The organism is Actinomadura macrotermitis (assembly GCF_009604375.1).
GTDB classification, from domain to species: Bacteria; Actinomycetota; Actinomycetes; order Streptosporangiales; family Streptosporangiaceae; genus Spirillospora; species Spirillospora macrotermitis.
This window is the reverse complement of sequence record NZ_WEGH01000003.1, coordinates 214,046-229,287: the sequence shown is the minus strand read 5'-3', so window position 1 is coordinate 229,287 and position 15,242 is coordinate 214,046. Positions and strand designations below refer to the sequence as shown.

Below are 15,242 nucleotides of genomic sequence, written 5' to 3'. Positions count from 1 at the left end.
GGGGTGGGCCGGCCCCGCCGGGGTCAGGGGCGGCGGCCCGCGGCGAGCTGCAGGAACGGGTAGCGGCGGTGCTCGATCCCGGTGAGGCCGCGGTCGGCCAGGGCGGCGGTGACCTCGTGGTCGCCGAACATCCTCACCCCGGCGAGGGCGCCGAAGATCGCGCTGCTCGCGCGCGAGACCGGCAGGGCGGGGCGGCGGGTGGTGAGGACGACCAGCCGGCCGCCCGGCTTCAGGACGCGGACCATGCTGTCGACGGCCGCCCACGGGTCGTCGAACAGGTAGAGGGCGCCGAAGCAGCAGACGGCGTCGAACGAGGCGTCCTGGAAGGGCAGGCCCACCGCGTCGCCGCGGACGTAGCCGATGCCGGTCCCGGCGCTGTCGGCCGCGGCGCGCGCGAGCATCCCGGCGGCGGCGTCGAGGCCGACGACCAGGCCGTTCTCGGCGACCCCGGCGGCCAGGGCGCGGGTGACGTTGCCCGGGCCGCACGCCACGTCCAGCACGGTCGCGGCGGGCTTGCGGACGTCGCCGGGCTGGGCGAGGCCGAGCCACTCGCGGGCGAGCGCGTGCTCGGCCGCGGTGCCGGGCCCGGCGGGCCAGCCCTTGGCGAGGTTGAACGCCACCGGCCGCCAGACGCGCTCGTAGATCTGCGGCAGCAGCGTCGACTGCATCACCTGCTGGGCGATGGTCGGGGCCGGCGCCGCCCGCGGGCCGAGCAGGTCGAGGTAGCCGCCGGTCAGGGCGGGCTCCGCGGGCGGATCGGCGAGCAGGCCCGCGATCCGCTCCGCGGTGGACGGGTGCGGCGGCACCGGAGGACTCATCCCCTTATTCGAGCATGTGTCAATAGGTGCCGTCATCAGGGGCGGGGCCTGTGTGACGCACGCCACCGGCCGTCAGTCCAGGGTCAGGCCCGTCTGGGCGGCCAGGAAGGACAGCGTGTCGGTCATCAGCTCGACCGAGCGGCTCACCGACCGGCCCGCGTGCCCGACCTGCGCCTCGTTGCGCAGCAGGACCGGCGCGTCCGACGACGTGGCGTGCTGGAGCGCGGCGCACATCTTGCGGGCGTGCAGCGGATCCACCCGGGTGTCGCTGTCGAAGACGGTGAACAGCGTCGCCGGGTAGGCGACGCCCTCGCGCACGTGGTGGTAGGGCGAGTACGCCAGCAGCCAGCCGAGCTCCTCGGGATCGTCGGCGGTGCCGTACTCGTCGTTCCAGGTCTGCCCGAGCCCGAACCTCTCATAGCGGACCATGTCCAGCAGCGGCGCCGAGCACACCACGGCCCGGTACAGGTCCGGGCGCTGGGTGAGGGCCGCGCCGACCAGCAGCCCGCCGTTGGAGCCGCCGGAGATCGCCAGCTGCTCCGGGGTGGTCCGGCCGTCCGCGACCAGCTTCTCGGCGGCGGCGTGGAAGTCGTCGAAGACGTTCTGCTTGTGCTCGCGCATGCCCGCGCGGTGCCACTCCTCGCCCTCCTCCGAGCCGCCGCGCAGGTTGGCGATCGCGTACACGCCGCCCGCCTCGGTCCAGGCCAGGACGCTCGCCGAGTAGGCGGGGGTGAGCGGCACGTTGAAGCCGCCGTACCCGTACAGGATCGCCGGCCGCGGGCCACTGGCGCCGGGCCGCGACAGCACCAGCATCCGCACCTGCGTGCCGTCCGCCGAGGTGTAGACGACCTGCTCGGCGTCGACGGCGGGCACCTGCACGACGCCCGGCGCGGTCGCCCACGTGGTCGTCTCGCCGGTCCGCGCGTCGTAGTGCAGGACCGTGGCGGGCGTGGTGTTGTCGGTGTAGCCGAACCACGCCTCGTGGCCGCCCTCGGGCCGCTCGACGATGCCGCCGATCGAGCCGAGGCCCGGCGCCGGCACCTCGCCGAGCCGCTCGCCGGTGGCCAGGTCGTGCACGGTGATCTCGCCGATCGCGTGCCGGGTCCAGCCGGCCAGCAGCACCGGCCGGTCCAGGTCGTCCAGGACGGCGTAGTCGGTGAGCACCGCCTCGGGGTCCTGCGGGAGCAGGTCGCGCCAGGTGGACCGGTCGGCGGCGGTCGCCGGGTCGGTGACGCAGAGCCGCGAGCGCGGCGCGTCCAGGTCGGTGAAGACGTAGGCGCGGCCGTCGCGGCCGACCGACAGCCACGTCTCGGCGTCCACGCCCTGCTGGACCACCCGGATGTCGGGGGCGCCCGGGGACGAGGCGGCCAGGTCGGCGAGCCACAGGTCGTTGCGCGGCGCGGTGCCCTGCGACGCCGAGATGGTGAGCCAGCGGCCGTCGCGGCTGACCGCGGCGCTGTAGTAGTTGGTCTTGTCCAGCCCGTCGCCGAAGACGAGCGTGTCGGCGGTGTCGGGATCGGTGCCGACGCGGTGCAGGTAGACGCGCCGGTGGTACTGCTCCTCGCCCGCCGGGACGTCGCCGGGGGCGAGCCGCCGGACGTAGTAGTACGCCTCGCCGCCGGGCAGCCACGCGATGGGGGAGTAGCGGCTCCGGTCGATCGGCCCCTCGACGCGCTCGCCGGTCGCGACGTCGATGACGTACAGCAGCGACTCCTCGTCGCCGCCGTGCGACACCTTGTACGCCAGCAGGCGGCCCTCCTTGTCGGGCTGCCAGCCGTCCAGGGTGGTGGTGCCCTCGGGGTCCAGCTCCATCGGGTCGACGAGCGCGCGCTCGGCGCCGTCCGGATCCACGGTGTACAGGACGGCGTGCTCCTGCTCGGCGGTGCGGCGGGTGAAGAACCGCCGCTCGCCCCGCCAGACGGGCGCGCCGACGCTGCCCGCCGACAGCAGCTCGGCGAGCCGCTTGCGCAACCGGTCCCGGCCGGGCAGGACGTCCACGCAGGCGTGGAACAGCTCGTCCTCGGCGGCGAGCCACTCCCCGGTGGCGGCGTCGTCGCGGTCCTCCAGCCAGCGGTAGGGGTCGGGGACGCGGTGGCCGTGCAGGTCGTCGGCGATGTCCTGGCGGCGGGCGGGCGGATACGGCGGTCGGCTCATGGAGTGCACCTTATGCAGCCGCCGGGCCCGCCCGCGTGTGGCGAGGTGAACACCGCCACCGTCTTCGGTAGAAGTGGCGGTGACCAGTGGGCTCTTCCAGACGGGGGTCGGGAACATGAAGGGCATCGTCACCGCCGCGGGCGCCGCGGTCATCGCGCTCGGCGCCGCACCGCCCGCCTGGGCGGAAGGCACCGGGAAGGTGGAGTTCGTCTACTCCATGCCGAAGGTCTCGGCGGCGGGCGACACCGTCACCTGGACCTGGACGCTGCGCAACACCGGCACCAGGGACCTGGACCGGGTCACGCTCGAGCACCGGCTGACGCCCCGGCTGCGCGTGACGTCGGTGAGCGCGCGCTGCAAGCCGGCGAAGGCCTCGGTGCGCTGCGAGTACGGCGCGGTGCGCGTGGGCGGACGGCGCACCGGCTTCCTGGTCGCCGCCCTCCCGCCCTCGGGGGCGGGCGATGTGCGCATCAACGGCCGGGCGACCTGGGAGCAGGCCCCGCCGGCCGCCGCTCCCCGCCCGCGCCGCACCCCCTGACCGAAAAAGGCTCCCGGCGGCGCCATATTTTCGCGGCGCTTGGTGCCGCGCGCGTTCGATCGGGCCGCGCTTGGGGGAATATTGGGGTAGCGGACGGCCTCTCTCAGACGCCACACTGATTTCGGGTCGGTTCGCCTCTGGGGAGGTCCTCATGGCGGGTGCGCAACAGGTGCCGGAGACGATAATCGGGCCTCGGCAGGAGGCGCGCACGCGCGCGTCCGCCGAGGCGAAGAGCGCGGGCCCGGGCCCGCTGGGGGACGGCTGATGCGCCAGGTCCTCCTCCTGAACGCGACGTACGAGCCGCTGACCACGCTGCCGCTCCGGCGGGCCGTGTGCCTCGTGCTCCGGGAGAAGGCCGAGGTCGTCCACCACGACGCGGCGGGCGCGGTGCTGCACTCGGCGGCGATGGCCATCGAGGTGCCGTCGGTGATCCGGCTGCGCCGCTACGTGCGCATCCCGTACCGGACGCGGGTGCCGCTGACACGGGCCGCGCTGATGCGGCGCGACAACTTCCGGTGCGTCTACTGCGGCCGCCGCGCCGAGACCATCGATCATGTGCACCCGCGCAGCCGGGGCGGCAAGCACGTCTGGGAGAACTGCGTCGCGTCGTGCATGGCGTGCAACCACAGCAAGGCCGACCGGCTGCTGGAGGAGCTCGGGTGGACGCTGGAGATCACGCCCGGCGTGCCGCGCGGCGCGCACTGGCGGCTCATCGGCGTCATCAACGACGGCGACCCCCAGTGGGCCCCCTACGTGACCGAGCCCGCCGCCTAGGTCGTGGCCGCGGGCGCGGCCACGACCTTATTCTGGGCGCATGCCACGCTATGACTATCGCTGCCGCGCCTGCGGGTCCACGTTCGAGGTGTCGCGTCCGATGAGCGAGGCGTCCGCGCCCGCCGCCTGCCCCGACGGGCACGACGACACCGTCAAGCTGCTGTCCACCGTCGCGGTGACCGGGTCGTCCCGGGGCGGCGCGGCGCCGCCCGCGCCGCGCGGCGGCGGGGGCGGCTGCTGCGGCGGGGGCTGCTGCGGCTGAACGGCGGGCCCGCGACCACGGAGGCCGGGACCACCGCGAAGGTGGTCCCGGCCCCGGTGCGTCCGCTCAGCCCTGGGCGAGCTGGCCCACGTCGCGGGCGGCGCCGGTCGCGGCGGAGGTCGCCATCGCCGCGTACGCCTGCAGGGCGGCGCTCACCGGGCGGTGCCGGTCGCGCGGCCGGTAGCCGCCGAGGTCGGCCAGCAGCTTCTCGCGGCGGATGTCCAGCTCGTCCTGCGGGACGTCCAGCTCCAGCGTCCGGTTCGGGATGTCGATGACGATCCGGTCGCCGTCCTGCACCAGCGCGATGACGCCGCCGCCGGCCGCCTCGGGGGAGGCGTGCCCGATGGACAGGCCGCTGGTGCCGCCGGAGAACCGGCCGTCGGTGATCAGCGCGCACGCCTTGCCGAGCCCGCGGCCCTTCAGGAAGCTGGTCGGGTAGAGCATCTCCTGCATGCCGGGGCCGCCGCGCGGGCCCTCATAGCGGATGACGACGACGTCGCCGGCCTTGACCTTGCCGCCGAGGATGCCCTCGACCGCGTCGTCCTGGGACTCGAAGACCACCGCGGGACCGGTGAAGGTCCACAGCTCCTCCTCGACGCCCGCGGTCTTGACGATCGCGCCGTCGGGGGCGATGTTGCCGCGCAGCACCGCCAGGCCGCCGTCGGTGGTGTAGGCGTGCTCGATGTCGCGGATGCAGCCTTCGGCGCGGTCCAGGTCGAGCTCCTCCCAGCGCGCGCTCTGGCTGAACGCCGAGGTGGAGCGGACGCCGCCGGGCGCGGCGTGGAACATCTCCAGCGCCTCGGGCAGCACGTTGGGGGAGTGCACGTCCCACTTGTCGATCATCTCGGTCAGCGACGCGGCGTGCACCGAGTGGGTGTCGCGGTGCAGCAGGCCGCCGCGGTCCAGTTCGGCCAGCAGCGCGGGGACACCGCCGGCGCGGTGGCAGTCCTCGACGTGGTACCTGGCGGTCGCGGGCGCCAGCTTGCAGATGCACGGCACGCGCTTGGACAGCTCGTCGATCTCCTTCAGCCCGAAGTCGACCTTGCCCTCGTAGGCGGCGGCCAGCAGGTGCAGGATCGTGTTGGTGGAGCCGCCCATCGCGATGTCGAGCACCATGGCGTTCTCGAACGCCTCCTTGGTGGCGATGTTGAGCGGCAGGACCGACTCGTCGTCCTGCTCGTAGTAGCGGCGCGCGATGTCCACCACGGTGCGGCCGGCGTCCTCGTACAGGCGGCGGCGGGCGGTGTGGGTCGCCAGGACGGTGCCGTTGCCCGGCAGCGCGAGGCCGATCGCCTCGGTGAGGCAGTTCATGGAGTTGGCGGTGAACATGCCCGAGCAGGACCCGCAGGTCGGGCAGGCGCTCTCCTCCAGCTCGGCGAGCTTGGCGTCGGCGACCGAGTCGTCGGCGGAGGCGATGATCGGGTCGATCAGGTCGAGCTTGTTGCCGTCCAGGACGCCCTCGACCGGCTTGCCGGCCTCCATCGGGCCGCCGGAGACGAACACGGTCGGGATGTTCAGCCGCAGCGCGGCCAGCATCATGCCCGGGGTGATCTTGTCGCAGTTGGAGACGCAGACCAGGGCGTCGGCGCAGTGCGCGTTGACCATGTACTCGATGGCGTCGGCGATCACCTCGCGGGACGGCAGCGAGTAGAGCATGCCGGCGTGGCCCATCGCGATGCCGTCGTCGACGGCGATGGTGTTGAACTCGCGCGGGACGCCGCCGGCCTCCTTGACCGCGCCGGCGACGACGTCGCCGACCTCGCGCAGGTGCACGTGGCCCGGGACGAACTGGGTGAAGCTGTTGGCCACCGCCACGATGGGCTTGCCGAAGTCCTCCCGCGCCACGCCGCTGGCGCGCATGAGCGCGCGGGCGCCCGCCATGTTCCTGCCGTGGGTGACCGTACGTGACCTGAGCGGGGGCATGTGACCTCTCCAACGTGTGACGTGCTGTGCTGCCGATGGTAGGCCCGTGAGGGGGCCGGGGCCGCGGTGGCACGGCGGGCGTGCCGGTGCGCGGCGGACGGGAAGGGCAGCGGCGGATCACGGCGCTGCCGCCGGCTCAGCAGAGGTCGTGTGGTGCCGGCTGTTCGTCGTCCGATGGTATCAACGCACGTCGGTGCCCGGCGCTTCCCGGCGGCGGGGGCGCATCGGGCAAAGGACCGGAGCGGCACCCGGCACGGCGGTGCGGGGTGCCCCTCGGCACCGGGGCCGGTACGGCCCGGTCGTCGGGGCTCGTCGTTGAGCCGGTCGGGCGGCCCGGCCGGACCGCCCGCAGGGTTCGGCCCTACTCGGGGTACTTCGGCGGCAGGGCCTCCGCGGCCGCCGAGTAGATCCGTTCGACGTCGGCGTCGGTCAGGATCTTGGGCCGGCGGCGCAGGTAGCCGCGGGCCCGGTTGCCGGAGTAGACGTCCACGTCGCGCACCCGCATGACCTTCCACGGGATGGACGGGCCGTAGATCGCCACCGACGGCTGGACCGGCACCTCGAAGCCGACCTGGCCGCCGATGATCTTGCTGGCCTGGTCGGCCTCCCACCGCGCCTCGTCCAGCCGGTCCTTCTTGTTGAAGGGGCCGTGGAAGAGCTTGCGGTGCGACATGGTCCGCACCGGCAGCCGCTTGTCCCAGTTCTCCGAGTCGATGGCGTAGACGCCGCTCGGGCCGATGACCAGGTGGTCGATCCGGCCGTCGCTGACCCCCTCGTCGTCCATCGGGACGGCGCGGGCGTGCAGCACGCGGTAGCCGTTCTTCTCCAGCGACCTCAGCTGGCGCTCGGTGCGGCGCTCGGCCGCCGAGGACTTCTGCCAGGCGGTGACGCTGGAGGTGCGGCGGGACCGGCGGACGATGTCCACGATCACCACCACGATCGCCGCGGTGACGCCGAACCGGAGGCCGAACATGATCGTGATCACGATGCCGATCGCGATCGCGACTCCGGCCAGCCACAGCCGGCGGCGCATCCTGGGGTCCTCCAGCAGCTCGCCGTAGGGTCTGGCGCGCCGTTCGCCGGGTTCGCGCGCCGGCTCGGTCTCGCTCACGGGTTCGGCCTCGGTCTCGGGTTCGGGCTGGCCACGCGCGTCCGGGTGGGTGTCGCCCCGCTCCATGATCGCCATGAGTGACGCTCCGTATTCCTTTCGCGTCGGAAGCATGATCCTCCGTGCGCAGAGTAATCACTTCGGCGGGCGGCGACCAGTCGTGCCAGGTCAACAGTTTTGTCGCCGTCCCTGGGTGATTCGGTGCGCTGGTGAACGGGTAGGTTGATTTTCACCTCATCTCGCTCGGCCTGCCCCCTGAAGCCATCTTTGATGGTCATGGCCGCGCCGTCTAGCGTTTCGCCCTGTGACACATACCCATGACCTGACGGCTATGCGGCTCGCCGCGGCGGTCCGTTCCCGTGAACTGTCCCCGGTCGAGATCGCCGATCATTACCTGGAGCGCATCGAGCGCCTGAACGCGCAGGTCGGCGCCTATGTGACGGTGACGGCCGACCTGGCGCGCGCGCAGGCCAAGGCGGCCGAGCGGCGGGTGCTGGAGGCCGACGACCCGGCGGAACTGCCGCCGCTGCTCGGCGTGCCGGTGCCGGTCAAGGACCTGAACATGGTGAACGGCGTCCCGGTCACGCTCGGCTCGGAGGTTTATCGTGATCTGACCGGTTTCGCCGATGACAATGTCGTTGTCCTGCTGCGGTCAGCCGGATCTGTCCTCACCGGCAAGACTTCCACCCCCGAATTCGGTCTGCCCTGTTATACGGAAAACGCCGTGGCCCCTCCGGCCCGAACGCCCTGGGACCTGTCCCGGTCGGCGGGCGGCTCCAGCGGCGGGGCGGCGGCCGCGGTCGCGGCGGGCCTCGCGCCCGTCGCGCACGGCAGCGACGGCGGCGGGTCGATCCGCATCCCGAGCAGCGTGTGCGGCCTGTTCGGGATCAAACCGACGCGGGGCCGCGTCTCGCAGGGCCCGGTGGTGCCCGACCTGTTCGGCCTGTCCACCGGCGGGCCGATCGCGCGCACCGTCCGGGACGCCGCGCTGCTGCTCGACGTGATGGCCGGCCCGAAGCCGGGCGACCTGTACACCGCCCCGCCCCTGGCGCCGGGCGAGACGTTCCTGCGGCACGCCGACCGCGCGCCCGGGCGGCTGCGGATCGGGCGGAGCGCCACGCCGGCGGTGCCGGGCGCCGAGGTCCACCCCGACTGCCTGGCCGCCTACGAGGAGGCCACCGCGCTGCTGGTCGAGCTCGGCCACGAGGTCGTGGACATGCCGCCGGTGTTCGGCCCGGAGATCGTCCCGCACTTCGAGCTGCTGTGGGGCGTCATGGCGACGCTCACGCCGGTGGACCCCGCCCGCGAGCACCTGCTGCAGCCGCTCACCCGCTGGCTGCGCGAGCGCGGCGAGGCGACGACGGCGCCGCAGCTGATCAGGGCGCACGCGGCGCTGCAGGGCGCGCTGCGCGCCGCGTTCCCGGTGATGGAGGAGTTCGACGCGATCCTGCACCCGACGCTCGCCCAGCCCCCGGCGCCGATCGGCCACTTCCACGACCAGGAGCCGCCGGAGAACTTCCGCCGCCAGACGCTGTTCACCCCCTTCGCCGCCGCCTACAACATCTCCGGGCAGCCCGCCGTCAACGTGCCGCTGCACTGGACGCGGGACGGCCTGCCGATCGGCGTCATGCTGGCGGGCCGGCTCGGCGGCGAGGGCACGCTGATCTCACTGTCGGCGCAACTGGAGGAGGCGCGCCCCTGGATCGACCGCAAGCCGGACATCTGGGACGCCTGACCTGGCCCTTCGCCCCCGGTGCGGGCGGGCCGGGATTTCGACCCCCCTGATCCGGGGATGGGTGCAGGCGTGGTGGACGACGAACTGAGCGATCTGGCCCGCGCGTACCGCGTGGCGACGCACTATGAGGACTGGCAGGGCAAGGACGTCGAGGTCGCGCCGGACACGCTGCGCGCCGTGCTGACGGCCCTCGGGGTGGACGTCTCGTCGCGGGCGGCGATCCGCGACGAGACGGCCCGGCTGGCGGAGGCGGGCAGGCGGCTGCTGCCGCCCGTCGTCGTCTGCCGGCAGGGCGCGGACGACTCCTGCCTCCCCGGGGACGCGACACTCGACCTGGCCGACGACCGTGTCCTGGAAGTGTCCGGGAAGGCGCTCCCCCCGGACGTGCCCATCGGCTGGCACCGGATCAGCGCCCGGCGCGGCGCGCGCGCGGAGAGCGCCGCGCTGCTCGTCGCGCCGAAGTCCCTCGCCCCAGCACCGAGGACATGGGGTCTGACAGCACAGCTCTATTCGGTGCGTTCCCGTGGCTCGTGGGGGCTGGGCGACCTGCGGGACCTGGCCGACCTGGCGACCTGGAGCGGCCGCGACCTCGGCGCCGGCTTCCTGCTGATCAACCCGCTGCACGCGGCGGAGCCCTCGCCGCCCATCACGGCCTCCCCGTACTCACCGCTGAGCCGCCGCTTCGCCAGCCCTCTCTACCTGCGGGTGGAGGACGTCCCGGAGTTCGCGGCGGCCGACCCCGACGAGCGCGACCGGATCGCCGGGCTCGGGCGGCTGCAGCGCGACACCGACGTGAGCGCCGCGCCGCTGGACCGCGACGGCTCCTGGACCGCCAAGAAGACCGCGCTGGAGATGCTCCACCGGCTGCCGCGCACCGCGGCCCGGGAGGCCTCCTACCGGGCGTTCCTGGCCGAGCAGGGCGAACCGCTGGCGCTGTTCGCGACCTGGTGCGCCCTCGCCGAGGAGCACGGCGCCGACTGGCGGGCCTGGCCCGCCGAGCTGCAGGACGCGCACGGCCCGGCCGTCGCCGCCGCACGCGACCGGCTGGCAGACCGGGTCGGCTTCCACGCCTGGCTGCAGTGGCTGCTGGACGGGCAGCTCACGGCCGCCCAGCGTGCCGCCAAGGACGCCGGCATGCCGATCGGCATCATGCACGACCTGGCGGTCGGGGTGCGCGGCGGCAGTGCCGACGAGTGGGCGCACCGCGACCTGTTCGCCCCCGGCATCAGCGTCGGGGCGCCGCCGGACGAGTTCAACCAGCGCGGCCAGGACTGGGGCCAGCCGCCCTGGCACCCGCAGCGCCTCGCGGACGCCGAGTACGGCCCCTACCGCGCCATGGTGGCCACCGCGTTCCGCTACGGCGGCGGGCTGCGGCTCGACCACGCCATGCAGCTGTCGCGGCTGTGGTGGGTCCCCGAGGGCGGTTCGCCCGCCGAGGGGACCTATGTCGGCTACGACAGCGAGGCGCTGCTGGCGATCCTCACCACCGAGGCGGAGCAGGCCGGCGCGGTCGTCGTCGGCGAGGACCTCGGCACCGTCGAGGCCCACTTCCGCGACGCGCTCGCCGAACGCGCCGTCCTCGGCACCTCGCTGCTGTGGTTCGAGCGCGACGCCAAGGGGCGGCCGAAGCCGCCCGAGCACTGGCGCGAGCTGTCGCTGGCCACTGTCGGCACCCACGACATGCCGCCCATCACCGGCATCCTGCACGGCGACCACATCGCGCTGCGCGAGCGGCTCGGCCTGCTCACCCGGCCGGCTGCGGTCGAGACGGACGAGCAGCGCGAGCAGCTCGCCGCCTGGCTCGCGCTGCTGCGCGACGAGGCGTTGCTCACCACCTCGCCCGCCACGGTCCTGGCGGCGCTGCGGGCCGGGTCCGACGAGCACGACGCCGAGGTCGTCGCGGCCCTGCACGGCCTGCTGCGGCGCTCCCCGGCCCGGCTGATCGGCGTCTCGCTGACCGACGCGGCGGGGGAGCGGCGCACCCAGAACCAGCCCGGCACCATCGACGAGTACCCCAACTGGCGCGTCCCGCTCGCCGGGCCCGGCGGCCGGCCGATCCTGCTGGAGGACCTGCCGGACGACCCGTACCTGCACGCGGCCCTCGCGCCGTTCCGCGACGACGTGCCGGCGGCCGACTCCGACGGGTTCGGCCGCTAGTCCTACGGCTGGTCCTGCAGCGCGCGGGCGGTCCGGACGCCGACCTCGTGCAGCAGCGTGTCCGGGACGATCTCGGTGGCGGCGATCGCGGAGAACAGCGCGGGCAGCCCCGGCAGGGGATAGTCCTCGTCGCCCGTGGTCGAGTCCGTGCCCGCGAGCGCCTTGCGGCCGAGCGGGTGGTGGCGCAGGGAGGCGCGGGCGCGGGCCCAGGCGACCTCGACCTCCTCGGGCGAGGGCACCCCGAAGCCGTGCCCGACCGGCGCGGCGTGCCGCAGCCGGACGACGGCGCTGTCGGTGAAGTCGGCGGCGAGCTTGCAGCGGCTCGTCAGGTCGGCGCGGACGTCGTCGTCCAGCCGCGTCATCACCGTGCAGGGGGTGCGGCAGCGCGCCGCGCAGTCGCCGAGGGCCTGCGCGACCTGGCTGTGCTGGCGGTCCAGGTAGGCGCGCCAGCCCGGCGGCGGCTCGGCCGCCACGCGCAGCGCGCGCTCGCAGGCCGAGCGCTCGGGCCGGGTGTGGTCGCACATGCGCTCGGCGCCGGGCTCGATCGGGACGCCGAACCGGCTGCCCTCGCCGGTCGTCGCGCGGCCGATCAGCGCCGGGTCGCCGGCGTGGCCGAGGACCGGCTCCCAGGCCAGCAGCGCCAGGTACTCGCTGGCGATGTGCACCGCGGCGACCAGCGCGGCCATCTCGCGCCGCCGCCAGCGGATCTCGATGACCTCCAGCAGCAGCGCGTACGCGGGGCGCAGGCTGGCCAGCGCCCCGCGCGGCTGCTCGCGGGGCGCCTGCGGCATCCGGCTCGCGCGGGCCCGGTCCAGCAGGTCCTTGGGGACCTCCCCGACGGCCTCGGGCATGCCGAAGTCCTCGGCGTCCAGGTCCAGCACCCGCTGCCCGAACGCGCAGAGCGCCAGCGCCGGCGATCCGGGGTCCAGGCCGGCGACCAGCGCCTCCAGGTCCCCGAACGCGTGCCGCCGGGCCAGCTCGGTCAGAACGTCCCGCGCCGTCTCCACAAAGATCAGCCTTCCATCCGGGGAGACAGATCATGCCACCCGGGCCGGAACCGCCCCGCGCCTCCCGCAGGAGGCGCGGGGCGGCGGCGGGCTCAGGACGCCGACGCGTCCTTGGCGCGGGCGCGCAGCGCGCGCGCCACGCCGTCACGGCCCTCCGACAGCAGCCGGACCAGCGCCGCGGGCGGGTCGTTCTCGGCGATGTAGGCCTCGGTCCGGTCGATCGTGGACTGCTCGATCACCAGGAAGGGGTAGGCGACCTCGGCGAACGTCTGCGACATGTCGCTGCTCCACTCCTTCCAGACCCGGCCGACCTCGGCGAAGTAGCGGTCCACGTAGGGGACGAGCAGCTCCGCCTGGTCGGGCTCGACGAACCCGCCGAAGGTGGCGCGGTACACCGCGTTCGGCAGCTCGCCGGAGACGATCCGCTCCCACGCCGCGGCCTTGGCCGCGGCCGTCGGGATCGCGGCCTTGGCGCCGGCGGCCTGCCGCTCGCCCGCGGCGGTCGGGTCGCGGCGCAGCTCGGCGTCGACGCGGTCCTCCCCGGCCTCGCCCGTCACCACCAGGCGGCGCAGCAGCGACCAGCGCAGGTCGGTGTCGACGGTGAGGCCCTCCAGCACCTGCGAGCCGTCCAGCAGCCCGGCGATGTAGGCCAGGTGCTCCTTGGACACCGCGGCGGCGGTGAACGCCTGCAGGTAGGCCAGCTGCAGGTCCGAGCCGGGCTCGGCCTCGCGCGCCAGGTCGTACAGCGCGTCCGCCATCAGGCCGAGGCCCTCGGTGCGCCAGGACGGGTCGGCGTACTGCTGCACGGCCGTGCGGGCCTGCCGCAGCAGCGTCTGCGTGACCGAGATGTCGGTGACGCCGCGGATGCCGCGCACCACCAGCTTCACGTAGTCGCGGGTGGCCATCTCGGCGTCGCGGGTCATGTCCCAGGCCGCCGACCAGCACAGGGCGCGCGGCAGGCCCTCGCGGATGTCGCCGATGCCCTCGACCAGCGTGGCCAGCGAGTGCTCGTCCAGGCGGACCTTGGCGTAGGTGAGGTCGTCGTCGTTGACCAGCACCAGGTCGGGACGCTTGCGGCCGGCCAGCTCGGGCACCTCGGTGCGGGCGCCGACCACGTCCAGCTCGATCCGCTCGCGCCGCACGATGCCCTCGGGCGTGCGGTCGTACAGGCCGATCGCGACGCGGTGCGAACGCAGCGTCGGGTGGTCGGCCCTGGCCTCCTGCAGCACGGCGAACGAGGTGAAGTTCCCCTCGCCGTCCACCTCGTAGACCGGGCGCAGGGTGTTGACGCCCGCGGTCTCCAGCCACTCGCGCGACCAGGACGCCAGGTCGCGGCCCGAGGTCTTCTCCAGCGGCCCGAGCAGGTCCTGCAGCACCGTGTTGCCCCACGCGTGCTCGCGGAAGTAGCGCCGGACGCCCTCCAGGAAGTTGTCCCGGCCGACATAGGCCACCAGCTGCTTCAGCACGCTGGCGCCCTTGGCGTAGGTGATGCCGTCGAAGTTCACCTCGACGGCGCGGATGTCGGGGATGTCCGCCGAGATCGGGTGCGTGGACGGCAGCTGGTCCTGCCGGTACGCCCACGCCTTCATCAGGTTGGCGAACGTCGTCCACGACCCGGTCCACTTGGTCGCCTCGGCCTGGCAGAGGACGCTCATGTACGTCGCGAACGACTCGTTCAGCCACAGGTCGTCCCACCAGCGCATGGTGACCAGGTCGCCGAACCACATGTGCGCCATCTCGTGCAGGATCGTCTCGGCGCGCCGCTCGTAGGCCGCGTCGGTGACCCGCGACCGGAAGACGTAGTCCTCCAGGAACGTCACGCAGCCGGCGTTCTCCATCGCGCCCGCGTTGAACTCCGGCACGAACAGCTGGTCGTACTTGGCGAACGGGTAGCGCTGGTCGAAGACCTCCTCGAAGAACGCGAAACCCTGGCGGGTGACGTCGATGACGGCGTCCGCGTCCAGGAACTCGCCGAGCGAGGCGCGGCAGAACACCCCGAGCGGGATGACCGAGCCGTCGGCGCGCCGGTACTCGTCGCGCACCACGTGGTACGGGCCGGCGACGAGCGCGGTGATGTAGGTGGAGATCTTCGGCGTGGGCGGGAAGTGCCAGACGCCGCCCTCGGCCGAGTCGGCGGCCTCGTTGGTGATCACCTCCCAGCCCTCGGGCGCGGTGACGGTCAGCTCGAAGGCCGCCTTGAGGTCGGGCTGGTCGAAGCAGGTGTACATCCGGTGCGCGTCGGCCGTCTCGAACTGCGTGTACAGGTACACGCTCTGGTCGACCGGGTCCACGAACCGGTGCAGGCCCTCCCCGGAACGGGAGTAGGTCGCCTCGGCCACCACGCGCAGCTCGTTGTCGGCGGCGAGCCCGGGCAGCGGGATGCGGCCCTTCTCGGCGTCGTAGCCCGCCGGGTCGAGCGCGGTGCCGTTCAGCGTCACCTCGTGCACCACGCCGCCGTGCAGGTCGGCGAAGGTCGAGGCGCCCGGCTCCGCGCAGCCGAACTTGATCACGGTGGTGGAGCCGAAGCGCTCCGCCCCCGTGGTGAGGTCCAGCTCGACCGCGTACGACTCCACGGTCAGCAGCCGGGCCCGTTCCCGCGCCTCGTCGCGCGTGAGGTTGCCTGCCACAAGGACTCCTTGATCGTCACTTTCCTGGTTTCCCCCATGTCTACCAACCGGCCGCCCTCCCGTCCCGCGTGGCACGGCCTAGGTTCCCGATGAACTTCACATATCGGGGTGGAGCGCCGGGAATGGGCGGCCGGCCGAG

At 73.7% G+C, this 15,242-nt stretch carries 11 protein-coding genes; 5 read left to right on the top strand and 6 right to left on the bottom strand.

The window, feature by feature from the left end; translation table 11 throughout:
- Positions 1-23 precede the first annotated feature (23 nt).
- Together ACRB68_RS22190 and ACRB68_RS22185 are read right to left on the bottom strand one after the other, a co-directional pair.
- A complete protein-coding gene (locus ACRB68_RS22190) occupies positions 24-818 on the bottom strand; it encodes a class I SAM-dependent methyltransferase (RefSeq protein ID WP_153535566.1) in 795 nt (264 codons plus the stop codon).
- A gap of 72 nt (positions 819-890) precedes the next feature.
- Positions 891-2,972 carry a prolyl oligopeptidase family serine peptidase gene (locus tag ACRB68_RS22185; protein WP_153535564.1) on the bottom strand — a complete coding sequence of 694 codons (2,082 nt, stop codon included), beginning with the start codon at positions 2,970-2,972 and terminating at the stop codon, positions 891-893.
- 79 nt (positions 2,973-3,051) lie between these two features.
- On the opposite strand from ACRB68_RS22185, the gene ACRB68_RS22180 reads away from it, so the two are divergent.
- The 3 genes from ACRB68_RS22180 (at position 3,052) to ACRB68_RS22170 (ending at position 4,546) form a co-directional block, all read left to right on the top strand.
- Positions 3,052-3,510: a DUF11 domain-containing protein gene (locus ACRB68_RS22180; protein WP_153535562.1), complete on the top strand. Its 459-nt coding sequence runs from the start codon at positions 3,052-3,054 to the stop codon at positions 3,508-3,510.
- Between the two features lie 264 nt (positions 3,511-3,774).
- Positions 3,775-4,284: an HNH endonuclease gene (locus ACRB68_RS22175; RefSeq protein ID WP_153535560.1), complete on the top strand. Its 510-nt coding sequence runs from the start codon at positions 3,775-3,777 to the stop codon at positions 4,282-4,284.
- 40 nt (positions 4,285-4,324) lie between these two features.
- Positions 4,325-4,546 carry an FmdB family zinc ribbon protein gene (locus ACRB68_RS22170; RefSeq protein ID WP_153535558.1) on the top strand — a complete coding sequence of 74 codons (222 nt, stop codon included), beginning with the start codon at positions 4,325-4,327 and terminating at the stop codon, positions 4,544-4,546.
- Positions 4,547-4,612: 66 nt separating this feature from the next.
- Here ACRB68_RS22170 and ilvD read toward each other — a convergent pair whose 3' ends face one another.
- Both ilvD and ACRB68_RS22160 read right to left on the bottom strand, forming a co-directional pair.
- A complete protein-coding gene (gene ilvD / locus ACRB68_RS22165; RefSeq protein WP_153535556.1) occupies positions 4,613-6,469 on the bottom strand; it encodes a dihydroxy-acid dehydratase in 1,857 nt (618 codons plus the stop codon).
- 361 nt (positions 6,470-6,830) lie between these two features.
- A complete protein-coding gene (locus ACRB68_RS22160; RefSeq protein ID WP_153535554.1) occupies positions 6,831-7,655 on the bottom strand; it encodes a nuclease-related domain-containing protein in 825 nt (274 codons plus the stop codon).
- Between the two features lie 226 nt (positions 7,656-7,881).
- Between ACRB68_RS22160 and ACRB68_RS22155 the strand changes: the two genes are divergently transcribed.
- On the top strand, positions 7,882-9,312 hold the full coding sequence (locus tag ACRB68_RS22155; RefSeq protein ID WP_328594583.1) for an amidase: 1,431 nt from the start codon (positions 7,882-7,884) through the stop codon (positions 9,310-9,312).
- A gap of 69 nt (positions 9,313-9,381) precedes the next feature.
- On the top strand, positions 9,382-11,469 hold the full coding sequence (gene malQ / locus ACRB68_RS22150; protein WP_328594582.1) for a 4-alpha-glucanotransferase: 2,088 nt from the start codon (positions 9,382-9,384) through the stop codon (positions 11,467-11,469).
- Positions 11,470-11,471: 2 nt separating this feature from the next.
- On the opposite strand, the gene ACRB68_RS22145 is transcribed toward malQ, so the two are convergent.
- Complete coding sequence (locus ACRB68_RS22145; protein ID WP_328594580.1) at positions 11,472-12,476, bottom strand: hypothetical protein; 1,005 nt, start codon at positions 12,474-12,476, stop codon at positions 11,472-11,474.
- 92 nt (positions 12,477-12,568) lie between these two features.
- Entirely contained in the window at positions 12,569-15,103 is a 2,535-nt protein-coding gene (pepN, locus tag ACRB68_RS22140) for an aminopeptidase N (protein WP_328594579.1), read from the bottom strand.
- Positions 15,104-15,242: the final 139 nt, after the last annotated feature.